We start from the raw sequence: 22,848 nt of genomic DNA on the forward strand, positions 1-22,848 counted from the left end.
GTGGAGCGTTGTTGTTTGTTCTCGGCGATGGTTTGGCTTATGTCGTGGCTTGCGTCAGCTCATGCAGGGCGCAGTAGTCCTGGTGATCGAGTGGTGTCCCGTTGGCTTTGTGCAGGAGTTCCGCCAGTCCTTTCAGGCCAAGGTCTTGCACGCCTGCTTCGCTGGTTTCCTGCAGGAATAATTCGAGATCTTTGCGGAGCAATGCAGTGCTGAAGTTGGGATCGTCGTAGTGACCTCCCAGCATGCGTTCGAGCTTTTTGTCGAATGTGGGTGCGTACAGGGCTGAGGGCCGCAGGATCTCCATGAACGTCTCGACCGGCACACCTGCGTGCTGAATCAGACGGAGTGACAACGAAAAGCTGTGGGTGAGGCTTGCGATCAATTGGTTCAAGGCGATTTTGGTGGCAGCACCGCTCCCCACGGGGCCCACCAGCTTGGGTTGTTGGCTGAGATGCTTCAACAGGTCGAGCTGCTGCTCAAAGACGTCGGCATCTCCGCCCGCCATCACCAGGAGGGATCCGCTCAGTGCCTGGGGCTTGCTGCCGAGCACTGGTGCTTCGAGATAAGAACCGTTTTGTCGCAGAACTTGTGTTGCGAGGGCTTTGCTTTCGCTCACACCCATCGTTCCCATGGGGATCACGGTGGTGTGGTGCAGTGGCCCAAGCCCAGCCACAACCTTTGCGGTCACTGCACCGTCTCGCAACACCGTGATGATCGTTTCGCATGTGTTGGAAACCTCGGAGAGATCTCCGATTTCTGTGGCCCCCAGCGCGAGTAGTGGTTCGATTCGTTCCTTGGTTCTATTCCAAGCGTGCACGGTTGAGCCCTGGCTTAAACATCGTTGGGCGATGGCCTCCCCGAGGAGCCCAGTACCGAGAACCGCCACAGACTTCATGGTTCAAGCAAAGGCGAAGGTCTTGTGCGATGAACGTAATAGAGCTGGTTCAGCGGATTTGGAGAAACTTGTGGCTTTGAAGGCTCAGGCGCCAGCGGGGATGTTGTTGAACGTGGTGAATCGCTAGGTCTTGGGCCGTTTCGCTGTCCCAAACCGGCTGCACAAGCAGGTGGGTGGCTGTGGATGTGTCGTTGGCCATGGCGTGGGCAAAGCTCACATCGTCGGTGTCCAGAACCACAACTTTCAATTCATCGCAGCGTGATAGCAACGCCTGTTGCGGCGGGCGATGTCGCTTTGGCGACAGGGTGACCCAATCGAAGCGTCCGCTGAGCTGGTCCACACCACTGGTTTCGAGATGGATTGGCAACCCACAGATGCGATCCAGGGCATCCGTTAACGGTTGAAGATTGTGATGAAGGGGCTCGCCCCCGGTGATCACCACAAAGGCTGCGCCGGCGTCTTTGGCTTGTCTTGCTTGTCTGGCGAGACCGTCGACATCTTGTTTGGCATGGCTGGCCATCGGCCAGGAATGCTTGGTGTCGCACCAAGCACAGCCCACATTGCAACCAGCCAAGCGAATGAAAAAGGCACTACGGCCGCAGTGATGGCCTTCTCCCTGAAGGGAATGGAAGGTTTCCACCACGGGGATGGACCTTGCATCACTCATGGAGTGGTGACTTCTCCTTGGTTACGGATCGCCTGGGCGGGTGAATCGGGTAAGCGTTGTTGGGCGGCTTCGATCAGGCCCCGGAACAGGGGGTGGGGGCGACCAGGCCGTGACAAAAATTCCGGGTGGTATTGGCAGGCGGTGAAGAAGGGATGACCCTTGAGTTCAATTAATTCCACAAGCCGACCATCCGGGGAGGTTCCACTCACCACGTAGCCCGCTTCCAAGAAAAGGTTGCGGTAAGCGTTGTTGAACTCGAAACGATGGCGGTGGCGCTCATACACCACCTGTTCGCCATAGAGCCGCTCCGCCAGGGTGTCGGGAGCAATCCGACAGGGGTAAACCCCGAGTCGCATGGTGCCGCCGAGGTCGACGACGTCCTGCTGCTCCGGCAGAAGATGAATCACCGGGTGTGGGGTGCTGGGGTCGAGCTCTTCACTGGTGGCTTCGGGAAGCCCAGCTTGATTGCGGGCCCATTCGATCACGGCCGTTTGCATCCCGAGGCAGAGGCCAAGGAAGGGCACACGCTGTTCGCGAGCCCAGCGGATCGCTGCAATTTTCCCGTCTACACCCCGGTTGCCAAAGCCCCCCGGCACCACCACCGCATCCATGCCTCGCAGGAGGGCGTCGGCACCGTCGGTTTCGATCTGTTCTGCACACACCCAATGAAGATCGAGCGAGGCGTCTTGGGCAATGCAGGCGTGGCGCAGCGCTTCGACGACTGAGAGATAGGCGTCGTTGAGTTGGACGTACTTGCCGACGAGTGCGACTTTGACGGATGGACCGGGATTGCGCAGGTTGTGCACCAACTGCGACCAAGCCGTCATATCGCTCTCATGATCCGTCAGCTGAAGAACATCCAGGACTTCGCGGCATAAACCCCCTTCCTCGAGGGTGAGGGGCACTGCGTAGATGGTGTCTGCATCAAGGGAGGGAATCACGGCCCGGTTTGGCACGCCGCAGAAGCCGCCAATTTTGCGTTTGAGATCTTCATTGATCTCCCGGTCACTGCGGCATACCAGCACGTCGGGTTGGATGCCGATCGAACGCAACTCCTTCACGGAATGCTGAGTGGGCTTTGTTTTGAGCTCTCCTGAGGTGCCGATAAATGGCAGGAGGGTCACGTGGATGTAGGCCAGGTCTTGGCGGCCAACATCGCCTCGGAACTCACGGATGGCCTCGAGGAAGGGCAACGACTCAATGTCGCCAACGGTGCCGCCAATTTCTGTGATCACCACATCGGCGCCGCTATTCGCGGCTACGCGATGAATCCTTTCGCGGATTTCTCCGGTGATGTGAGGGATCACCTGTACGGTGCCGCCGTTGTAGGCACCACGCCGCTCTTTGTTGATCACCGATTGGTAGATCGAACCGGTGGTCACGCTGTTGAGCCGCGACATGGCGGTGTCGGTAAAGCGTTCGTAGTGACCCAGGTCAAGGTCTGTTTCGGCGCCGTCCTCGGTGACAAACACCTCTCCATGCTGAAAGGGGCTCATCGTTCCTGGATCCACGTTCAGGTATGGGTCCAACTTCAGGATCGAGACGTTGTAGCCACGCGACTTCAGCAGTCGGCCGAGGCTGGCGGCCACAATCCCCTTGCCGATGCTTGAAACGACACCACCGGTGATGAAGACGAACTTGGCCATGACCTAACGGGCGATTTTTCAAATTACTTGGCGTTGGACAACTGCACCATCGCAATGGAGACGTTTTTAGGAATCCAAGCCTTGGATGTAGTCCCGAATTTTGCTGCGTTTTTGCGGTTGGCGCAGCTTGAGTAAGGCACGGGTTTCGATCTGACGCACCCGTTCCCGCGACAGCTTTAGTTCTTCACCGATCTGCGCGAGTGTTTGTGGCGTGTCGTCCTCAAGGCCGAATCGTCGTCGAAGCACAGCAGCCTCACGGGTGGTGAGTTCATCAAGAAGACCTTCAAGGTCGTTATGGAGTTCGTCGTGGGTCAAGGTTTCTTCAGGCGTGGCCTTGCCGTCTTCGATTAGGTCCCCGAGCTGGGTGTCTTGATCTTTGCCAACGCGGCTATCCAGTGACACCGAGCGGGGAACGCGCTCAAGGGTTTGTCGCACCGTGTCTTCACTGATGCCCAGTTCGCGGGCCAAATCGGCAATCGAGGCGATGCGTCCCTCATTGCTTGCGATCTCCTGCTGAACCCGTTTGATCCGGTTGAGCTTTTCAGTGACATGCACAGGGAGCCGAATGGTGCGGCTCTGGGTGGCAATCGCCCGAGTCATGCCTTGGCGGATCCACCAGTAGGCGTAGGTGCTGAATCGAAAGCCTCGGGTGGGATCGAATTTTTCGACAGCGCGCTCGAGGCCAAGGGTTCCTTCTTGAACCAGGTCAAGGATTTCCATCCCCCGCTGTTGGTATTTCTTGGCCACAGCCACCACAAGCCTGAGGTTGGCCTGGATCATGTGGTCCTTCGCCCGGCGTCCGTTGCGCAGGCTCAGCTTGAGTTCTTTGGCCTCGATCGCAGCTTGCTCAGCCCAAGCCACATAGCCCGCATCGATTCGAGATTGCAGCTCCTGCAGTGATAAACCAGCGGCACGGGCCCACTCTTGTTTCGTGGGCCAATGGCTGTGGTGATTAGCTTCGCGGCGTTGGAGCTCCTCTAAGCGGTGCAGCTCACCAATGGCGGGATTGGTATCCGATAGCTCGCGCTGCTGCTTTAAAAGCGTTTCGCGGCGTTGCACGAGACGAGCCAGCGTGACTTCTTCCTCGCTTGTGAGCAGGTCAACGCGGCCAATGTCTTGCAGGTACAGCCGCAACAGATCCGTCGTCCCGCTGGAGCGGCGACTACGGGTCTCCCCAGTTCTTCGGGGCAAGCGCGGCAAAGGCTGAAGGCGAACGTTGTTCCTTCAGGGTTCCTCGTTGTGCCGGTTGGTGGGCAAATGTGCTGATTCCCTTCGGGATTTCATCACGCCTTGTGATCAGTCCTCATCGTCGGTCGGATCCACCCAGGTGCTCGATACATGCAGCTCCTGCAGCTGTTTTTCGGCAACGCTGCTGGGTGCGTCGGTCATCAGGCAGCGGGCTTGCTGGGTTTTCGGAAATGCAATGGTGTCGCGGATCGATTCTTCACCCGCTAGGAGCATCACCATTCGGTCGATGCCAAAGGCAAGCCCGCCATGGGGAGGAGCGCCCATATCGAGGGCATTGATCAAGAAACCAAATTGCTCTTGAGCTTCTTCAAGGGGGAGACCCACGGTTTGCAGCACTTGGCGTTGCAGGGCGGAGTCGTGGATGCGAAGGGAGCCGCCACCGAGCTCAAGACCGTTCAAGACAAGGTCGTAGGCCTGTGCTCTCGCGCTCGGCAGGGTGGTTGCCCATTGCGCGGGATCACTGCCCAGGTCGTCGGTGTTTGGGGCACAGAACGGGTGGTGTAGGGCTTCATATCGGTCTTCATCGCCGTTGAACTCGAACATTGGAAAGTCCACAACCCAGAGGAAGTTCCATGCATCGTTTTGCCGATCGGGTTGAACCAGCTTGAGTTCCTTCGCCAGGTACTGCCGCACGCGGTCGAGAGCCTTGTTGACGATGGCGGTTTCGCCAGCTCCAAACAGCAACAGGGTGCCTGGCGTTGCACCGGTTCGCTCCAACAATTCGGCTTTCTGCTCGTCAGACAGGTTGTCCTTGATGGCTCCAATCGTGTCGATTTCGCCGCCGTCGCGGACGCGAATGAAGGCCAAGCCCCCCGCTCCAGCAGCTTGCGCTTCGCTGAAGACATCTCCACCAGGCTTGATCCGGACGTTCGACAGGGCATCGTTACCCCCCGGCACGGCGATGACTTTCACCGCCCCGCCGGATTTCACGGCTCCACTGAAGACTTTGAAGCCCATGTCCTGGACGATGTCGGACACCGTCACCAACTCCATGCCGTAGCGCGTATCCGGTCGGTCGGTTCCATACCGCTCCATGGCGTCGTGCCAGGTCATGCGTGGGAAGGGACGGGGAAGTTCGATCCCTTTCACCGACTTCCAGATCGCACAGATCAGATCCTCATTGAGTTGGAGAATTTGTTCCTCACCCATGAAGCTCATTTCGATATCCAGCTGGGTGAATTCCGGCTGGCGATCGGCGCGCAGGTCTTCATCCCGGAAGCAGCGAGCAACTTGGTAGTAGCGCTCAATGCCCCCCACCATCAGAAGCTGTTTAAACAGTTGAGGCGATTGGGGTAAGGCAAACCAATCGCCGCCACAGACGCGGCTCGGGAGCACATAGTCGCGGGCACCTTCAGGGGTGGAGCGGGTCAGCACCGGTGTTTCCACTTCGATGAAGCCCTCGTCTTCAAGAAAGCGCCGGGCGACCTGAATGGTGCGGGCCCGTAGTCGCAGGTTGTCGTTCATGCGCTTGCGGCGCAGATCGAGATAGCGATGACGGAGGCGGAGTTCTTCCCGAGTGTTTTCTTCGTCGTGGACCGACACGGGGAAGGGCAAATTCCCGGTCACCTTGTTGAGCACAACAATTTCGCTGGCCAGTACCTCCACGGCCCCGGTGGCGAGTTTGTCGTTGAGCGACTCAGCGGGTCGGGCGCGTACCTTTCCATGCACCTGCAGCACGGTTTCGCTGCGCAGGTGCTCAGCTACGGCGAAGGCTTCGGCACCCAGATCCGGATCAACGGTGATTTGAACAGTGCCGCTGCGGTCTCGCAGGTCGATAAAAATCACACCACCGTGATCCCGGCGGCGATCCACCCAGCCGCAAAGCTGAACAACCGCATCAATGCTGTCTTTGCGCAGGTCGCCGCAACCGTTGCTGCGCATGGAATGTCTCAGCTAATGAGAAGCGAGTTTCCCATAGCCCCGGTTCTGGTTATGGGCGTTTGTAGAAGGGACGCCGGACAACGGTGGCGGGTTGGGCTTTGCCCCGGATCTCGACGCTCAAGTTGGTCCCCAGTTTTGCCAAGGCGGTTGGGATGGAAGCCAAGGCGATGGGCTCCTCCAGCGTGGGAGACCAGGTCCCGCTCGTCACCACGCCCACGGGTTCACCCTTGTGGAGCACTGGGTAGTCGTGACGAGCGATGGCGCGTCCCTCCAATTTCAGACCAACAAGCCGTTTGTTTGGCCCTGCTTCTGCAGCTTTTTCGAGTGCTTGACGCCCAATGAAGTCGGCCGGCATTTCCAGATGCACGAGCCAGCCCAAGCCCGCTTCAAAGGGGGTGGTGTCGGCGTTCATGTCTTGCCCATAGAGGTGCATCGCGGCCTCGAGACGCAGGGTGTCACGGGCGCCAAGACCACAGGGAGCGACGCCTTTCTCGAGGAGTTGGCTCCAGAGCCGTTGACCGTCTTCTGCCGTGAGCAGCAGCTCAGCGCCATCTTCGCCCGTGTAGCCCGTGCGGGCGGTGAAGACGGAATGGCTTAGGCCTTGAAGGTGGAGGTCTCGGTGGCCAAAGCGGGGTAAGCCGCTGAGGTCGTCTCCACTGAGTTCTTCAAGCAGGGGAATGGCTTGGGGGCCTTGCAGCGCCAGTAAAACTCCGTTGTCTTTGATGTCGGTCACGGTGAGACCCGCCGGTTCCATGCGTTCACGAATCCAGGCGGTGTCGCTGTCTGCGCAGGCAGCATTAATCACCAGCACTAGGGCACCGCGTTCTTCGTCGATGGCGCCAAGGTCATAAATGATCAAGTCGTCCCGGATGCCGCCTTGGTCGTTGAGCAAAACGGTGTAACAGGCTTCGCCCGGTCCGATCCGATGTAGGTCGCTGGGCACCAGTTGTTGCAAGGTGTCTTTGGGGTTGGTTCCCTCCAGCCGCAGCACTCCCATGTGGGAGATGTCGAACATTCCAACGCTGTTGCGTACGGCTTTGTGTTCCTGAATCAGACCACTGAATTGCACCGGCATTTCCCAGCCAGCGAAGGGCACCATTCGGCCACCTCCAGCGCGGCAGAGCTCATAGAGAGGCGTACGCAGCATGGCTTTAGCCGAGGGGGTGGCGAGGCGCAATCTTATGGAGTGCTTCAGCTAGTTGATGCGAAACCGGAGATCTCCTGTAGTTCATGGTCCATTTCTGGGACCGTCCTTAGCCTTAAAACTCTCTCAATCACCCTTTTTTTGGCCAACAGGCTTTGCTGCCGTTCTTGCCAGCACTGTTCAGCAGTTGCAGCAGGTGGGTGGTGCCGGTTGCGGCAATTGGAGGTGAATGCAGAAGTCGCCGATCTTGTGGTTTGTCATCACTGGACGGCGCGGGCTCCACGGCTGCCCCGTTTGCAAGCGTTGCAGTCGGACGATGTGGAGTGCCAGCTGGAGCTGGATCGCGCCTTGGCCTAGCTGCCGCCTTTGGCTGAGCCACTGCCGAGGAGCAGCAGCAAACTCCGCGTCACTTTGGCGGCGAGAACAGCACTCACACCGCTGCTGTCGAGTTGTGGTGCGAGTTCAACAACATCTGCGCCCACCAGCCGATGCTCTTGAAGCAGGGTGACGAGGTTGGCGAAATCAGGCCAAAAAAATCCTCCCGGTTCTGGGGTGCCTGTACCCGGTAAAACGGCAGGATCAAACCAGTCCAGATCAACGGTGACGTAGATCGGGCGGCCCTTGAGGGGGGCAAGGCCTTCGCGCAAAGCATCCACTGTTGGCATCAGGCGGCCACTGTTGTGGAGTTCTTGGAATTCCGCTTTCGTTCCACTGCGGATGGCGAGTTGGAAGAGGTCGCCGCTAGGCAGGATCTCGAGGCAGCGGCGCATGGCACAGGCGTGGCTGTGATGGCTACCTAGCCACTCATGGCGCAGATCAGCGTGGGCATCCAGTTGCACGAGAACCAGATCAGGATGCTGCCGCGCTACGGCAGCTACGGCTCCAGAGCTGATGGAGTGTTCCCCGCCGAGCATCAATGGCTTAAGGCCGAGCTCCAGAACCGCTTGGGTGGCTTGTTGCACCTTGGCGATGACGGGTTCAGGGGCGCCGAAGGGGATCTCGACGGCCCCGAGATCGATGAAGGAGAGATCCTCGAGATCCCGATCTAATTGCGGGCAGTAGGTCTCAAGTCCACTGCTCACGTCCCGAATCGCGGCCGGTCCAAACCGGGTGCCCGGTCGGAACGATGTGGTGCCGTCGTAGGGCACGCCGAACAGCCCGACATCGCAGTGCTCGGGAGTCCGTTGCGATCCCATATAGATCGCCCCATCGGTGTCAAATAAATCGGTGTCCAACAAAGTGCTGTCAAACAGGTTGGTCATCAGCTCAGCTCCCGGGCGATGAAGGCTGGGATGGCCTCAAAGCCTCCCCGTTGCCAACGCGGACTCCAGACGTGGCAACCATCGGCAATTGCAGCGGCTCGGTTCGTGTTGGTTTGGAGGTAGCGAGGTTGGTCCATGGCCGCGAAGGTCCAGCTCCACCAGCCGCTTGGGTACATCGGTACCCATCCGTAAAGGGGATCGGCGTGGTCGAACACCTCTCTTAAGAGCTTCACCATGGCGAGGTGCACCTCTTGAAAGGCTTCCGGAGATTCACTTTGTGTCGCGAAAATCCCGCCAGGGCGGAGGATGCGGCGACAGTGTTCAAAAAATGATCGATTGAATAATCCCTCCGCTGGGCCTGCCGGGTCCGATCCGTCCACAAGCACCACGTCGTAGCTGTTGTCGGCCGCGGCGGCGGCCCAAGCGATTCCATCCCCCACCGTGAGTTGGAGACGCGGATCGGTCCAGGCGGAGCCACCGATACCGGGGAGGTGCTCGCGGCTTAAGTCCACAACGCGGCCATCGATTTCCACGAGGTCGAGGTGTTCGACTCCTTGATGGCGGAGGCATTCACGGGCGGTCCCCCCGTCACCGCCGCCAATGACGAGCACGCGCGCCACGCTGGCGGCTCCACAGAGGGCGGGATGAACCAAGGATTCGTGATAGTGCCTTTCTTGTCGTTCCGCTGTCATCCAGCAGCCGTCGAGCAAGAGCCCACGTCCGTAGCGCTCGCTTCGGATCACAGTGATCCGCTGAAAAGGGCTGGTTTCCTCCACCAGCACCTCGCCTATGAGGCCGTAGCGGACGCCCCGATGGTGTTCATCAATCCAGCCACTCATGCCGTGCTGTGCTGTGTCCCTTCAGCTTGGGATGCCAGGGGTTGGGGGCAAGGCGCTACAGATGGTGTGCAACAAGTTGACGATGACCAGATCTAGTGCTTGACTAGCAACGGGAATGGAGTTGCTGTGGAAGAGGGCAACTCCGGAGCCCGTTTCAAGTCGGTATAAATCATCCAGATTTTTCTGCGACACGCTCGAAAACAACGCTAAAGACGTTGAATTCGCCTTTGCCAGCAGCATCGTCAATGCTTGATTTAGTTCCTCCTGTTTATCTCGTTGCGTTAGGGCTGGGAGTTGCCGCTGTTTTTGTTGTTTTGTTTTACTCGTTCACGAGTAATTCAAACTATGAAAGTCAGATGCGTCGTCAACAATTAGCTGAGCGCAGGGCAAAACAAGCAGCGGCAGAAGCACACTCCTCAAGGGAGGATTAGGTCTGGCTTTTCGTCACGTTAAAGATTGCTTCGAATGGCATTTGATCAAGATTTAGTTATTAATTTGAGGCTGACAATCCCAAGCTCTGAGTTGTCTTGGAAGTTTTCTCGCTCCTCTGGTGCCGGAGGGCAAAATGTCAACAAAGTTGAAACTGCCGTCGTTCTCTCTTGGAATCTTGAGCAATCAGAATGTTTAGGGCCTTTTCGTCGCCAACGCTTATTAGAGCTCTATGGCTCGAGGCTCATGGATGGTTGTTTGCGCGTGTGTGTTTCCGACGAGCGTTCTCAATATCAAAATCGTCAGATTGCACTGAAGCGCTTGGGAGATTTGATTCGAGAAGGGATCAAGCCCCCGCCACCCGCACGAAAGGCCACCCGGCCTGGCCGGGGGGCTGTGAAGCGGAGGCTTGAAAGCAAAAAACAGCGTGGCGATATCAAACGGCAACGCCGGAACAGACCATCGATCGATGATTGATGGATTGGGATCAGGCTTGTTCTGCGCGGATGTCGGCCTTGGCTTGTTGCCAGAGCGCTTCGAGTTCATCGATGCTCTGCCCTTGCAGATTGCCGTGCAGGGCTGCTTCGACCCGTGAAAAACGATCGAGGAAGCGTCGGTTGGTGCCGGCAAGGCCTTCTTCTGGCGCGATCCCACACCAACGGGCCACGTTCACCAAGGTGAAGAGCAAATCACCCAGCTCCTCTTGGGCATGGGATGGGTTGCCGCTGATCACGGCTTCTTTGAGTTCATCGAGTTCCTCATGCACCTTGGCCCACACTCCAGCCATGTCGTCCCACTCGAAGCCAGCTTTCGCCGCCTTTTTCGAGATAGTCATCGCTCCAGCAAGGGCAGGCATGCCCCGTACTTTGGCGGCCAGTGCATCGCTGAGGGGACTCGCTGATGGTGGCTGTTCTCCACGTTCGGTGGCTTTGATCGCCTCCCAGGTTTCTTTCACAGCGGCGCTATCGCTGGCGACCGCATCGCTAAACACATGCGGATGGCGACGGATCAATTTCTCGCTGATGCCTTCCGCCACGTCGCTTAGAGCGAAGCGGTTGTTCTCCTGAGCGATTTGGGCATGGAGCACCACCTGCAGTAAAAGGTCTCCCAGTTCTTCTTTGAGGTGGGCGTCGTCGCCATGGCGAATCGCATCGGCAACTTCGTGGGCCTCCTCTAGGACGTAGGGCACCAACGACGCATGGGTTTGTTCAAGGTCCCAAGGGCATCCCCCATCGGGGTCGCGCAGGCGTGAAACCACGTCAATCAGGTCTTGTATGGCTTTGGTGCTGGAGGGAGGCATGGTCGAGCTTCAGAACCAGGCTCACCTTCTCATCGCCCTCTCCTGAATCGTCTTCTGAACCTTTGAATGGCATGCCATTCGGTGGGGAGTGGATCCCCGTCTTGGATGAGATGCAGCCAAACGCTTCCTTCCAGTCCGACGGCTAAAGCGATCACTTGATCCGGGTTGGCCGTGCGCCAAAGGTGGAGGGCTCGCCACAACTGATCGATCGTGATCTGGGGCATCACTCCGCACAGCACACTGGCCCAGAGGAACAACAGCATCAGCCGCAGGCTTGTGCCAATCAGTGGTCCGTGGGAGAGCAGGGATCGATGCGGGATGAGGCGGCGATAGGGCCACCAGATGAATTGCAAGGGTCCCCAACGTTGGAGGGCGCGACAACGGGTATCGAGATCGGGGGACAGCCACAGCCCACCGAAGCTGAAGGCAGCAGCAGCGATCAGTCCGCAAGGCCAGTTCAATAGGAGAGCGGTGCCTAGCCCGACGGGCAGGCTGACGAGTGCAGTGGCGCGGTCGTGTTCGCGGCCTTGGGCCAAGGTTGATGGGTCGGGGTTGGTGGCGCCTCAGCTGGTCACAGCGGACAGCTTTCAGGCAGAATGAAATGACGGGCGATTAGCTCAGCGGTAGAGCACCTCCCTTACAAGGAGATTGTCACTGGTTCGATCCCAGTATCGCCCATTTCAAGAGGTCGATCTGCAGCCGATTAGGGGCTGTGGAAGTTTCAAGGCAGTGGTCGTTTGGCCTGTATTGCGGTTGCTAAGCACGCCGTTTCCACTGTCGGAGGTTTTGCTTGAGAGGGCAATGCGCCTTAACACCGATGGCAAACGAGCTGTGCTGGGCAAAAGTATGGGCATCGAAATCGGAGGTGCCCATGACGGCCGAAACTCCACCTGAGCAAGCGCTAGAAGCACGCTGACTTTTCTGGCCCCTGCTCCAACTTTCAACCCATCCGTGAGCCGTCCGTCTGGCGCGACAACGCTGAGCGTCAACCCAGTCGACTTTCCTCTGCATCGTTGAGGTGCCCCAGCAGGAAAAGAGGTTTCACACCTGGTCGCAATGGCCCCAGGGTTTGCCACCAAGCCAGTCGCTTCGCTCTTCTTCTTTCAGTTCACTTTCTTTCAGTTCACTGTTGTTCGATTAAGCCATTAACGCTTCACGGAACCAGCTTCACTGAACAGTGGGTAGCGACATGAACAAACGAGCGAGATAGGCCGTCTCTTCCATCCGGGAGGGGCGGCCTTCCCCTTTTCAGCCTCTAAGCGTTCGCAGATTTGGCAGCTTCTGCCAGCACTTGCAGAGCTTCCAGGGTCGCGAGCTTGTGCTGCGCTTGGGTGAGCATGGCCCGACCGTGGGGAGCGCATTCCGCCACAAGGGATGCACCTTCTGAGGCTTCCGCTTGCACCCGTTCTATACAGCGACTCAGGCGGCGATTGGGATCGTCCTGCAGCGTTGTGGTGGCAGCAGCATGGTGTTGGCCGACGACGGTTTCCAGCACCCGATTGAAGGCTTGCGTGATTCGCTCATCGTTGGGTTTTGTCATGGGGCCATGGATGCTGCCGAGGTGTTCACACCTTGGCCCCATGCGTTGAGTGAGTCGCTAACTAACGCAGACTTTTTTTCTGGATCTTGATGGCGGAAGGCTTTAGAGCACAGGCAAGGGCATGAAAGGGCTGGTGATGCCCCTCAAGAATGAGGCTGCCCATGGGGTGTGCGTGAGCTAAGTCGAGTTTCATGAGTGGAAATACATGCAGGCGACATCCCCCTGCTCGCAATCAATGTCCTCGGACTTTCAATGATGGGACACCCCTTTATGGGGACAAGTCACACAGCTATGGGCGTTTGCTCACAGGCGGAGCAAGTGTCTTTGTTCCTGACGACGAACTTGGCTGGGATGTCTGGGGTTGACCATGCCGTTTCCGTGGGTCATGGCCACTTCTCCATGGGGTAAACAGAAAAAAATTGCCGGCAACTAGGCCGGCAGTGACAACGACAGCAGCGATTTGCTCAAGCCTCTCGATCAACATTCAGCGACCATGAAGAGGCATGGCTTCTTCAGAAGCAGAACGGCAAATATTGAGTGCGGCATGCGGCGTAGCCATCAACCAACGCTCCGAGACCAATTTGGTGGGCAATTCCAGCACCAGTGAGCCCTTCGGTCACGATGCCGATCACGATTCCAAGCATCGCAGCCCTTCCATTGAAGAGTTCAACTCGCTTGAGTTGCTCCATGTGGATGTCGCGGGCTGCAGCGCTTTGGAACCACGTATCGCTGGCTTGACTTGGCTTCATCGGTAATCGGGCTGTTGTAACGAATTGTAAACCAATTTCTCGTGATTCTCGCTCTCGTGATCGTTAGCCCTTAAGCACAAGCCGCTCTCCTGGCGTTGGATCGATCCATTGGCTGCTGTCTGGCAGCGTTGCTCCGGTACCGGCGACCGACCCTTGCATTTGCAGAAGTCCAGTGAGGGCACCGCTGAAGCGCACGTCTCCGCCAGACGTGCTCGCCAGCACGGTGGAAGGCTGGAAGCGCTCCACGAGTTGTGGCACCACACTGCACCCTTTCACGAAGGCGCCAAGAGCTGGTAGTCCCAAATCCACCATGGGTGTGATCACGGCATCGAGCGGTTGGGGAGGTAAAGCGGGATCCAAAAAGCCGTGGGGTTCCAGGTAGAGGCTTCCCGATGCATGCTCGAGCAGATATCCGTTTTCCACCGTTGGCACTGGAGCGCCAGAGGTCGCGCGAACCGATAGCCCCTTGTGCGTTGTGCATTCACCAGGTTTCAGGGCTTGCACCGACTCAAAGCCCATCTTTTTCACCACTTGCGTTGCTGCGACCGATCCAATCACCGGCAGGGTGCGCGGCAAGAGATCCAGGCTTTCGGGATGGGCGTGATCGGCGAGCCCTTGGGTGAGGAGCAGGAGGTCGAGATGGTCGGGGGCTGGCCGTTGCTCAGGTAGTTCACCTTTCAGCATCCAACCGCCTGGGGGGAAACTGAGGCTTCCTTGTAGCCATGGATCCACAAGCACCCGAAGATCATCGAATTCCAGGAGCCAGCCGTTTGCGCCGAAATAGGTCGTAGCCAGGGTCATTGCGAGGAATGCTGCCGGGTGCGGCAAGCGCTACAGAGTCCAAAGAATTCAAGCGTGTGAAACAGAAGATCGAAGTCTCCTCGGCTGTCTTTGGGCACTTCGATGTCGTGGATTGGGCAGTGATCCAGCGTTTTGGTGACGCCGCAATCAACGCAGGTGAGATGGTGCCGGTCCCGTTCGACTGGGGCATAGAGGGCTTCACCGTTGGGTAGGTGTCGGCAGCGCACCAAACCCCGTTGATGCAATTGGCGGAGATTGCGATACACCGTTGCCAGCCCCATGGTGTGGTCTTCGGTCAAGCTTCGGTGAAGCTGTTGGCCACTCATTTCGTCGTGGCTCGCCTGCAGCGCCTGTAGAAGTACTAGCTGACGTGCATTGGGGGAAAGGGAGGGAGCAGTCATGGAGTTACGCGGCTACCAACCAACGGGAGGCGGTTCGGCGCCAATAAGTGCCAGGTCAGAATCATCGCGCTGATCCACCGATTCCGACGACGATGGTTTGGCAAAAGCCGATCACGTGGGGGTCGACCGACCGATTAGGCCATCCGATCGCAAAGGGCGCGAGTCGTTGCCGGTTGTCAATGGAATCAGGCATGGATGAGCTGCTCGCTCAGCGCCCATAATCTTTGTCGCTTGCTTGGATCCAAGGCTGTTGGTGCGATCCGGCATTGACCCGGTGAACCGCGTAGGCCGCCAAGTTGGGAGGGCCCGTAATGCTCACCGCTTTGTGCGCTCGCAGCTGTGGCGGCATGGAGTTGAGGTAACGCCCCCATGCCGGCACTTTGGAAGAGCGGATCCATCAACTGGTAGGCCAGTGCTTCCCAACGGTTGCCACCACTGGCGAGGGCTGCTGGTTGCAGATTGGTGCGTGCAATACCGGGGTGCGCCGCGAGGGATTTCACCGAGCTGTTCTCGCTTTGAAGACGGTTGTGCAGCTCAAGAGCAAACATCACGTTGGCCAACTTGCTTTGGCCATAGGCGCCGTAGCGGTCGTAGCCCTGGGCCCAGCTCAAGTCGTCCCAGCGGATGGTCCCGAAGTATTGGGCGCCGGAGGTCACGGTCACGACCCGTGGGTCTGTTTGAGATGCCATCAGTGGCAATAAGCCCTGCGTTAGAGCCATATGGCCCAAATGGTTGACGGCAAATTGCAGCTCATGGCCTTGGGGACTTAATTGGCGTGGTGGTGCCATCACGCCGGCGTTGTTGAGCAGCAGATCCAGATGGCCGTATTGATCACTGAGAACGGCAATGGCCCGCTCAATGGAGCGAAGGTCAGCGAGATCGATCTCCAACAGATCGAGGCCAGTCAGGCCTTCGTCAAGCAATTGACGACGGGCCGCTTCCCCTCGGCTTCTGCTTCGACAAGCCATGACAACCGTCGCACCTTTTGCGGCAAGGGCGCGGGTGGTTTCAAGGCCGAGGCCGATGTTGGCTCCGGTCACTACGGCAATGCGGCCCTCCTGGGAGGGAATGTCGTCAACCGTCCATCCCATAGGTGGTCAGTCTTCCGGGAAGAGCAGTTCGGCTAGCTCATCGGGATCAACGTCGTAGACGCGCGCGAGAGATGTTTCGATCGCACTGGTGACTTCGCCGGGTAAGAAGCGCATGGAATTGAGCGCATCCTCCGTGATGTCGTCGGTGAGCAGCTTGTCTTCACCCTCGAGCTTTTCGTCATTGATGACGGCCATCACCCAACTCTGGTAGGCGTACACCAGATCCGAGAACTCGAGTTCGGGATCGTTGAGGTCCAGGGCCATGGTCTGAGCCAATCGTTCGCACACCCAGTTTGACCTTCGAGGGGGAAGATGTCCCCAGCAGATGTTCGGTATGAGCCTTCCGGATTCTGATCAGCTGCAAGGAACCCTTGTCGATTTCGCACTGGTCGAACTGATTCGTCAGCACCGTCTCAGCTTCCAACCGCTATGGACCGTGGACAGCTGGGCCAAATTAATGATTTGGCTGGCCTTGAATTGCGGGCTCTCCAGCGACAAAGGGAATTTTGAGCACTTCGCTCAGTCGCTGGGTGAACGGATCACCACGCGTCTACGCCGTTCATTTTTTGAACGCGAGTTAGCCGATCTGGAGCTTCATGTTCTGGCAGATCCAGCTGATGCTCAGGTGTTGGTGCTGTCCCAGGCACCTCAGGATCCCTCGGTTCTGGCCCCCGACCGTCTCACCCGTGCCCTGGAGCGGATTGATCTGTTGGAGTTGGTCACTGCCGATCGCAGTCGCTGGCAAGTTCTTGATGGAGTGGTTGCGATCCCATGGAAACGCTCTGAACCCTCTTAGTCATGAACCTCATTGCTCGTTATCAAAACTCTGGCTTTGAAGCGGTGGCAGATGGTGTGATGGCGTTTTTCGATCGTCGTACGGATCTGCAACGGCCTGGAGTGGCCTTTGGCTCTGGGGGTGGCGAGGAACCAGACAAAGTGTCGACGGACATCAGTTTGGTGGCGATTGATCGCAGCGATCTCGATGCTTTTGCCTTGTCCGAGGTGATTCTGCGTGGGGTCGCTGCGGGGTTAGATCGCTACCTCCAAGAACGGCCTCTCTTCCGTTCCGTTTGTCCGGAGCAAGAGTTGTTTGTGATGCCGATCTTCAATTTGCAGCGCTATGCCCCTGGGGAGGGGTTTAAGCGGTGGCATTGCGATTGGACGATTAGCGATGAGGCCACTGAGCCTGTCCATCGCGTGTTGGCTTGGATTTTGTATTGCAACTCAGTCGAGGAAGCGGGCACGGAATTCCATTGGCAGAAGCATCACGAATCAGCCGAACGAGGCAAGTTAGTGATTTTTCCGGCAGGTCCATCTCACATTCATCGTGGACGGATTAATCAAACTTTCAGTAAAACAATTGCGACTGGTTGGATCAATGCGGGGGCACGGCAGAGTTATATCAGCCGGTTAGCGGAAGGTGCAGAAATTGATCCGTCTTCGCCTTAGAAAGCTTTAATTCTCGAACGTTTTCGATGCTCTATCGATGCTCGGATTGATAGTTCTAAGACCGCAATACATTTATCTATTTGTTTGCTGATGCAGTGATTACTTGCAAATAACTTTGTTTGTTGGATTGATTTAATCCGTTTCTTCAGTTTCGCTTTGCAGTTGATGGCTTGCATCTCCAAGGCGAAGAGATTGTTCTTTCGACGGAGGCCATTCCATCGGATACACCTGCCGCTGTGGGAAGGGAATGCCGATGCCATTTTCGTCAAAGGCGTTCCAGATGGCTTGGCGCAGATCGCTCCCAACCCCAAACGCTTCTAAGGGATTTCGCACCCAAAACAGCAGTTTGTAGTTGATCGAAGAATCAGCGAAATCAACAGTGAAGGCTGCTGGTGGTGGGTATTGCAGAACCTTGTTGTGCTGACGGGCAACCTCTTCCAAAATGGCAATCACCTGTTTGGGTTCGTGGTGATAGGCGGCTCCCACTGCCACCACATCACGGCGGGACGTTTCTCCTGCTGTATACGACTCAGCTTCCTGGGTGAAAAAGTTTTGATTCGGAATCAGCAGTTCTGCGCCATCACGGCCGCGGCGCAGTTGGGTGGCGCGTAAGCCCAGTTTCCGGACAGTGCACGGGTCACCATTGATCATCAGGATCTCGCCGGGGCGCACAGACCCTTCGAACAGCAGCCAGATGCTGCTAATGAAGTTGGAAATGATCTCTTTGATTCCGAAGCCGATACCCACGGAAAGGCCACCGGCAACGGCGACAAGAGCGGTGCCATTGATCCCGATGTAGTACGCCACACCCATTACCCCGATGCCGATCACCGAGTAACGAAGAATCACCTCCAATGCTTGACGACCTTGGGGTTTGATTCCAAAAAAGCCACCACCGAGCCACGCTGCGAATGCGGCAGGGCGACTGGCCATGGTGATCACGAGATAGACAATCACCAATGCCGTGAACAATTTGCCGATGGTGAGGGTGACTCCGAAGACATCGCCGATGGAAATCAGCGAGAGCGGTTCACGGCTTCCCAGCATCTGGAAAAAGGTGAGAATCGATAACACCAGAAGGATCGGCCGGAAGAATGATTTATCGATTTCTTCGACTGGAACTTTGGGGAAGCGGCTGAGAATCAGTTGTTTGGTGGGCTCCACGCAGCGCCAAATCAGCCAGATCAGCGCTAGATACTGCAGATAGCCCGCTGTTACGCCGCAAAGTGTTAATCCAGTCGCACTAAGGAACAAAAGTCCTGGCACGACTAGAGGGGTGAGGCTTGCAATTAAACGGCTGTTGAGTTTGCGCTTGACCCGGGATTCGCTGCTGATGGCCGCGACGAATAGACCTACCTGGAGGAGCACGGAACCGCGTTGCAAATAGCCGAGCCAGGTGGTGGCTTCAGAGGTGATTTCAGTGATCACGAATCGCTCTCTCGCAAGCTTTTGAGAATTTGTTGACTCGACTCCTCTGGAGAACTGACGTCGTAAATGGTGTCCAGCAGAGCCTCCGATATGGCTTGATAACGCTCAGGATCTCGGAAGACTCGGGCTTTGGATTGCCCTTTGGCGGCATTCTCCTTCAGTGATTGCTGTGCATACATCACTAAGGCTTCCGTTCCACCAGGAATTTTCGCTGCCACGATCTTGGCGGCTTTGCGGTTGACGGGCAAAGAATTACGCCCGGCCAGGGCATAGGTTTTTTGGGCCCAGGGTTTGCTGATGAAATCGATCATTACCAGAGCCTTCTCCCGTTGTGTCGGGCTGGAATTGCGTCCAAGAGACCACACCTGCAGTTTGGTAGTCGCTTGGAGGCGAGTCGACGGGCCTTTCGGGAGGGGAGCAAGAGCTAACTTGCCCTGCATCTGATTGCGCAATTCCCGCAGGCTGCTGCTCCAGCAGGTGATCCAATCCAGTTCACCGCTTACGAAAGCTTCGCGGAGGCTGCGTTGATCGTTCAAGAATCGGATGTTTTGTTGATAGCTCGCGTTTTCGAGCCAGCGCAGCCAACTGGTCACGTTGGCTTGTCGTTTGCGATCTGGAGGGAGCTTCGAGAGAGCGGCTTCCATGGCTTCCCCGGCGTCGAAGGATTCGGCGCTCCAGAACAGATCCTTCAGTTGCAGTGCCATACCGAAATTATTGTCTTCGCTGTCCTTTTCCATTTCCTCCAGCGTTTGGGGAGGGGAGGGCAAGCGCTCCTTGTTAAAGCAGGCGAGCTGCACGAACTGGTTCACTGGACGGCCCACAAGTTGGCCGTCTTGACTTGTGACCAGGTCAAACAGATAGCTCGGCGTATCAGCGCGATCTTCAGGGTCAAGTTCAATTGGATCCACCAACTTGCGCTGGTACAGCTCTAGGGCTGTGTCGCTATCCGTGATCAGGAGATCTGGGCCAAAGCCACTGCGCGTCTGATCCTCAATCTCGTCCACGAAATTTCTCTGGGATGAGAGGGTCAGCTGAGGGCGGATCGATGGGTCAACGCTCTTGATGTGATCAATTGCATCTTCCGTGATCTCCCGCAGGCGTTCGTAGTCCTTGCTCGACACCGTCTCTGCGTTGTTGATCGTGCGCACCACCTTGATCACGACCGGTGGACGCCAACTGCTGCAGCCGGATGTCAGCGCTGCCAACGAGATGCCCAAGGCCAGATGTCGAATCCGGATCGGTCGCATTTCCTTTATGCCTTGGGCTGATGTTAGGTGCGTGGGCTGGGGCGAACAGGGCTTTGCGAGCATGGACAAAGCAATGCATTGCTTCCGTGCCCGAACTGGCCAAGACGTATGACCCGGTGGGTACTGAGGCTCGCTGGCAGCAGGCCTGGGAGGAACAGGGAGCATTCCATCCGGACCCAGCTGCGGAGGGTGAACCATTTGCGGTGGTGATACCTCCCCCGAATGTCACCGGCAGCCTTCATATGGGCCATGCCTTTAATACGGCCTTGATCGACACGATCGTCCGCTATCAGCGGTTAGCTGGCAAAAACGTTTTGTGCCTCCCGGGTACAGACCACGCTTCGATTGCGGTTCAGAGCATCCTCGAGAAGCAACTCAAAGAGGAAGGAAAGACACGCCACGACTTGGGTCGTGAGGCTTTTCTTGAACGGGCTTGGCAGTGGAAAGCAGAGAGTGGCGGCCGCATCGTTGGCCAATTACGTCGGCTGGGCTATTCCGTCGACTGGAAGCGTCAGCGCTTCACCCTGGATGAGGGCTTGAGTGAGGCAGTGAAGGAAGCTTTTGTGCGGCTGCACGAGCAGGGCCTGATCTACAGGGGTGAATACCTCGTGAATTGGTGCCCGGCGTCCGGCTCGGCGGTGAGTGATCTGGAAGTGGAGATGAAAGAGGTGGATGGCCATCTTTGGCATTTCCGCTATCCGCTCAGCAATGGGGATGGCTTTTTAGAAGTGGCCACCACGCGCCCCGAAACGATGCTGGGTGACACGGCGGTGGCCGTGAATCCCACCGACGAGCGTTATTCCCACCTGGTGGGACAAACCCTGGATCTTCCGTTTGTCGGTCGCCAGATTCCGATCGTCGCTGACGACCATGTTGAAAAGGACTTTGGGACGGGCTGCGTCAAGGTGACGCCGGCCCACGACCCCAATGACTTCGCAATCGGCCAGCGGAATGATCTTCCGCAGATCACCGTGATGCGGAAGAACGGCACGATGAATGCCGCTGCCGGTCGATTTGAGGGTTTAGATCGTTTTGAAGCGCGGAAGGCTGTTGTCGCAGCTCTTGAAGCGGAAGGATTGTTGGTGAAGGTGGAGGAGTACCGCCACAGTGTTCCCCATTCGGAGCGCGGCAAGGTGCCGGTGGAGCCGTTGCTCTCCACCCAGTGGTTTGTGAAAACGGAGCCTTTGGCTGCCCGTTGTCGGGAGGCGCTCGCCCAGCAGGATCCGCGCTTCCTGCCAGACCGCTGGGAGAAGGTGTATCGCGACTGGCTCACCGATATCCGCGACTGGTGCATTAGCCGCCAACTCTGGTGGGGCCACCGCATTCCGGCCTGGTTTGTGATCAGTGAAACCGACGGAAAGTACACCGACACCACGCCGTATGTTGTGGCTCGGGACGAAGCCGAAGCCCTGGAGAAGGCCAAGGCGGAGTACGGGGCGGCTGCGCAGATCGAGCAGGACGAAGACGTGCTCGACACCTGGTTCTCCAGCGGGCTGTGGCCGTTTTCAACCCTGGGTTGGCCAGATGCCGATGCCCCTGATTTGAACCGTTGGTACCCCACCAGCACCCTGGTGACGGGCTTCGACATCATCTTTTTCTGGGTGGCCCGGATGACGATGATGGCCGGCGCTTTCACCGGTGAAATGCCCTTCCAGGATGTCTACATCCATGGCCTGGTGCGGGATGAACAGAACCGCAAGATGAGCAAGAGCGCCGGTAATGGCATTGATCCGCTTTTGCTGATTGAGCGTTACGGCACCGATGCCCTGCGCTTCGCCCTGGTGCGCGAAGTGGCGGGTGCGGGTCAGGACATCCGCCTCGATTACGACCGCAAGAAGGACACCTCCGCCACGGTGGAGGCTTCCCGCAACTTCGCCAATAAGTTGTGGAATGCCACCCGCTTCGCCCTGATGAACCTGGGTGGCGAAACCCCGGCCCAGCTGGGCGAACCCGACTCCGCTGCCCTGCAGCTGGCGGATCGCTGGATTTTGTCGCGTTTGGCCCGGGTGAACCGGGAAACCGCTGATCGCTACAGCAATTACGGCCTAGGTGAAGCGGCCAAGGGCCTGTATGAGTTCGCCTGGAACGACGTCTGTGACTGGTATCTGGAGCTGAGCAAGCGCCGGCTCAACCCCGGCGAGAATCCCTCGGCGGCGGCCCTCGCTGATCAACGGGTGGCCAAGCAGGTGTTGGCCAAGGTGATCAGCCAGATGCACCTGATGCTGCATCCGCTGATGCCCCACCTCACTGAGGAGCTCTGGCACAGCGTCACAGGCGAGCCGGAGACGACCTTCCTTGCCCTGCAACCTTGGCCGGTACTGGATGAGAGTGCTCTGGATGACGCGTTGGAAGCCTCCTTCGCCGAGCTGATCGGTGCCATTCGTGTGGTGCGCAACCTACGCGCCGTGGCTGGCCTCAAGCCCTCCCAATCGGTGCCGGTGCGTTTTGTTACCGGCCGCGGCGAGCTGGCGGCTGTGCTCACTCAGGGCATGGCCGACATCACGGCGCTGACCCGGGCCGAGTCGGTGGCAGTGATGGCGCCGGCGGAAGCCGATGCAGCTCCGGTGGCCAAAGCCCTGGCGGGGGTGAGCGGTGAATTGCAGGTGTTGCTGCCGATCGAAGGCCTGGTCGATCTCGATGCGCTTAAAGGCCGTCTGGAGAAAGACATCGCCAAGGCGGAGAAGGAGATCAAGGGCCTCGCAGGCAGGCTGGGGAATCCCAACTTCGCCGACAAGGCGCCGCCGGAGGTGGTGGCGGAATGTCAGGCCAACTTGGCCGAGAAACAGGCGCAGGCGGATCTGGCGCGCAAGCGCCTGGCTGACCTCAGCTGA

General features: G+C 57.8%; 27 protein-coding genes and 1 tRNA gene. 7 read left to right on the top strand and 21 right to left on the bottom strand.

Annotated elements, in window-relative coordinates:
• Positions 1-37: 37 nt before the first annotated feature.
• The 6 genes from BL107_RS02190 to gcvT form a co-directional block, all read right to left on the bottom strand.
• Positions 38-895: an NAD(P)-dependent oxidoreductase gene (locus BL107_RS02190; protein ID WP_009788634.1), complete on the bottom strand. Its 858-nt coding sequence runs from the start codon at positions 893-895 to the stop codon at positions 38-40.
• Between the two features lie 49 nt (positions 896-944).
• Positions 945-1,562, bottom strand: a complete 618-nt coding sequence (locus BL107_RS02195; RefSeq protein WP_009788635.1) for a 7-carboxy-7-deazaguanine synthase QueE — start codon at positions 1,560-1,562, stop codon at positions 945-947.
• Positions 1,559-3,208 carry a CTP synthase gene (locus BL107_RS02200; RefSeq protein WP_009788636.1) on the bottom strand — a complete coding sequence of 550 codons (1,650 nt, stop codon included), beginning with the start codon at positions 3,206-3,208 and terminating at the stop codon, positions 1,559-1,561. The genes BL107_RS02195 and BL107_RS02200 overlap by 4 nt, the downstream gene beginning before the upstream one ends.
• Positions 3,209-3,274: 66 nt before the next feature.
• Positions 3,275-4,408, bottom strand: a complete 1,134-nt coding sequence (locus BL107_RS02205) for an RpoD/SigA family RNA polymerase sigma factor (protein WP_037987918.1) — start codon at positions 4,406-4,408, stop codon at positions 3,275-3,277.
• Between the two features lie 96 nt (positions 4,409-4,504).
• Complete coding sequence (aspS, locus tag BL107_RS02210) at positions 4,505-6,337, bottom strand: aspartate--tRNA ligase (protein ID WP_009788638.1); 1,833 nt, start codon at positions 6,335-6,337, stop codon at positions 4,505-4,507.
• Between the two features lie 49 nt (positions 6,338-6,386).
• Positions 6,387-7,484 (bottom strand): glycine cleavage system aminomethyltransferase GcvT, encoded by a 1,098-nt coding sequence (gene gcvT / locus BL107_RS02215; RefSeq protein WP_037988688.1) that lies wholly within the window; start codon positions 7,482-7,484, stop codon positions 6,387-6,389.
• A gap of 138 nt (positions 7,485-7,622) precedes the next feature.
• Between gcvT and BL107_RS12515 the strand changes: the two genes are divergently transcribed.
• Positions 7,623-7,838, top strand: coding sequence for a hypothetical protein (locus BL107_RS12515; RefSeq protein WP_037987921.1), 216 nt, complete (start codon positions 7,623-7,625; stop codon positions 7,836-7,838).
• Here the strand turns inward: BL107_RS12515 and speB are convergent.
• The 3 genes from speB to BL107_RS13035 are packed head-to-tail and all read right to left on the bottom strand — an operon-like array spanning position 7,835 to position 9,828.
• The gene (gene speB / locus BL107_RS02225) at positions 7,835-8,743 is read right to left on the bottom strand and encodes an agmatinase (protein ID WP_009788641.1); all 909 of its coding nucleotides are present in this window, start codon (positions 8,741-8,743) and stop codon (positions 7,835-7,837) included. The genes BL107_RS12515 and speB overlap by 4 nt on opposite strands.
• Positions 8,743-9,582 (bottom strand): polyamine aminopropyltransferase, encoded by an 840-nt coding sequence (gene speE, locus BL107_RS02230; RefSeq protein WP_009788642.1) that lies wholly within the window; start codon positions 9,580-9,582, stop codon positions 8,743-8,745. Before speE ends, speB begins: the two co-directional genes overlap by 1 nt.
• A 21-nt stretch (positions 9,583-9,603) precedes the next feature.
• A complete protein-coding gene (locus BL107_RS13035; RefSeq protein WP_037987923.1) occupies positions 9,604-9,828 on the bottom strand; it encodes a hypothetical protein in 225 nt (74 codons plus the stop codon).
• On the opposite strand from BL107_RS13035, the gene BL107_RS12840 reads away from it, so the two are divergent.
• Entirely contained in the window at positions 9,828-10,013 is a 186-nt protein-coding gene (locus BL107_RS12840) for a hypothetical protein (RefSeq protein WP_037987925.1), read from the top strand. The genes BL107_RS13035 and BL107_RS12840 overlap by 1 nt on opposite strands.
• A gap of 34 nt (positions 10,014-10,047) precedes the next feature.
• On the top strand, positions 10,048-10,488 hold the full coding sequence (arfB, locus tag BL107_RS02245; RefSeq protein WP_037987927.1) for an alternative ribosome rescue aminoacyl-tRNA hydrolase ArfB: 441 nt from the start codon (positions 10,048-10,050) through the stop codon (positions 10,486-10,488).
• Between the two features lie 10 nt (positions 10,489-10,498).
• Here arfB and mazG read toward each other — a convergent pair whose 3' ends face one another.
• A complete protein-coding gene (mazG, locus tag BL107_RS02250) occupies positions 10,499-11,311 on the bottom strand; it encodes a nucleoside triphosphate pyrophosphohydrolase (RefSeq protein ID WP_009788644.1) in 813 nt (270 codons plus the stop codon).
• Positions 11,312-11,340: 29 nt separating this feature from the next.
• Positions 11,341-11,847 (bottom strand): metal-binding protein, encoded by a 507-nt coding sequence (locus BL107_RS02255; protein ID WP_009788645.1) that lies wholly within the window; start codon positions 11,845-11,847, stop codon positions 11,341-11,343.
• Positions 11,848-11,917: 70 nt separating this feature from the next.
• Between BL107_RS02255 and BL107_RS02260 the strand changes: the two genes are divergently transcribed.
• A tRNA-Val gene (locus BL107_RS02260) sits at positions 11,918-11,989 on the top strand.
• A 2-nt stretch (positions 11,990-11,991) separates the two neighbouring features.
• Here the strand turns inward: BL107_RS02260 and BL107_RS12520 are convergent.
• The 8 genes from BL107_RS12520 to BL107_RS02300 all read right to left on the bottom strand — a co-directional run bounded on the left by BL107_RS12520 (position 11,992) and on the right by BL107_RS02300 (position 16,157).
• The gene (locus BL107_RS12520; RefSeq protein ID WP_156779362.1) at positions 11,992-12,300 is read right to left on the bottom strand and encodes a hypothetical protein; all 309 of its coding nucleotides are present in this window, start codon (positions 12,298-12,300) and stop codon (positions 11,992-11,994) included.
• 266 nt (positions 12,301-12,566) lie between these two features.
• Positions 12,567-12,851 (bottom strand): hypothetical protein, encoded by a 285-nt coding sequence (locus BL107_RS02270; RefSeq protein ID WP_009788647.1) that lies wholly within the window; start codon positions 12,849-12,851, stop codon positions 12,567-12,569.
• Positions 12,852-13,363: 512 nt separating this feature from the next.
• Entirely contained in the window at positions 13,364-13,600 is a 237-nt protein-coding gene (locus tag BL107_RS02280; RefSeq protein WP_009788649.1) for a chlorophyll a/b-binding protein, read from the bottom strand.
• Between the two features lie 63 nt (positions 13,601-13,663).
• A complete protein-coding gene (locus BL107_RS02285) occupies positions 13,664-14,401 on the bottom strand; it encodes an MBL fold metallo-hydrolase (protein ID WP_009788650.1) in 738 nt (245 codons plus the stop codon).
• Positions 14,398-14,802: a transcriptional repressor gene (locus BL107_RS02290; RefSeq protein ID WP_009788651.1), complete on the bottom strand. Its 405-nt coding sequence runs from the start codon at positions 14,800-14,802 to the stop codon at positions 14,398-14,400. The genes BL107_RS02285 and BL107_RS02290 overlap by 4 nt, the downstream gene beginning before the upstream one ends.
• Positions 14,803-14,863: 61 nt before the next feature.
• Positions 14,864-14,995: a hypothetical protein gene (locus BL107_RS13190; RefSeq protein ID WP_255344615.1), complete on the bottom strand. Its 132-nt coding sequence runs from the start codon at positions 14,993-14,995 to the stop codon at positions 14,864-14,866.
• Positions 14,988-15,893 (bottom strand): oxidoreductase, encoded by a 906-nt coding sequence (locus BL107_RS02295; RefSeq protein WP_009788653.1) that lies wholly within the window; start codon positions 15,891-15,893, stop codon positions 14,988-14,990. The genes BL107_RS13190 and BL107_RS02295 overlap by 8 nt, the downstream gene beginning before the upstream one ends.
• 6 nt (positions 15,894-15,899) lie before the next feature.
• The gene (locus BL107_RS02300; RefSeq protein WP_006173546.1) at positions 15,900-16,157 is read right to left on the bottom strand and encodes a hypothetical protein; all 258 of its coding nucleotides are present in this window, start codon (positions 16,155-16,157) and stop codon (positions 15,900-15,902) included.
• Between the two features lie 61 nt (positions 16,158-16,218).
• Here BL107_RS02300 and BL107_RS02305 point away from each other — a divergent pair, with 61 nt between their 5' ends.
• Positions 16,219-16,689, top strand: coding sequence for a hypothetical protein (locus tag BL107_RS02305; protein ID WP_009788654.1), 471 nt, complete (start codon positions 16,219-16,221; stop codon positions 16,687-16,689).
• Positions 16,690-16,691: 2 nt separating this feature from the next.
• Positions 16,692-17,342, top strand: a complete 651-nt coding sequence (locus BL107_RS02310; RefSeq protein WP_009788655.1) for a 2OG-Fe(II) oxygenase — start codon at positions 16,692-16,694, stop codon at positions 17,340-17,342.
• 132 nt (positions 17,343-17,474) lie between these two features.
• On the opposite strand, the gene BL107_RS02315 is transcribed toward BL107_RS02310, so the two are convergent.
• Entirely contained in the window at positions 17,475-18,770 is a 1,296-nt protein-coding gene (locus BL107_RS02315; RefSeq protein WP_009788656.1) for a mechanosensitive ion channel family protein, read from the bottom strand.
• Positions 18,767-20,017: an extracellular solute-binding protein gene (locus BL107_RS02320; protein ID WP_009788657.1), complete on the bottom strand. Its 1,251-nt coding sequence runs from the start codon at positions 20,015-20,017 to the stop codon at positions 18,767-18,769. The genes BL107_RS02315 and BL107_RS02320 overlap by 4 nt, the downstream gene beginning before the upstream one ends.
• Before the next feature lie 86 nt (positions 20,018-20,103).
• Here BL107_RS02320 and BL107_RS02325 point away from each other — a divergent pair, with 86 nt between their 5' ends.
• Positions 20,104-22,848, top strand: coding sequence for a valine--tRNA ligase (locus BL107_RS02325; protein ID WP_009788658.1), 2,745 nt, complete (start codon positions 20,104-20,106; stop codon positions 22,846-22,848).

This window comes from Synechococcus sp. BL107, assembly GCF_000153805.1.
Taxonomy (GTDB): domain Bacteria; phylum Cyanobacteriota; class Cyanobacteriia; order PCC-6307; family Cyanobiaceae; genus Parasynechococcus.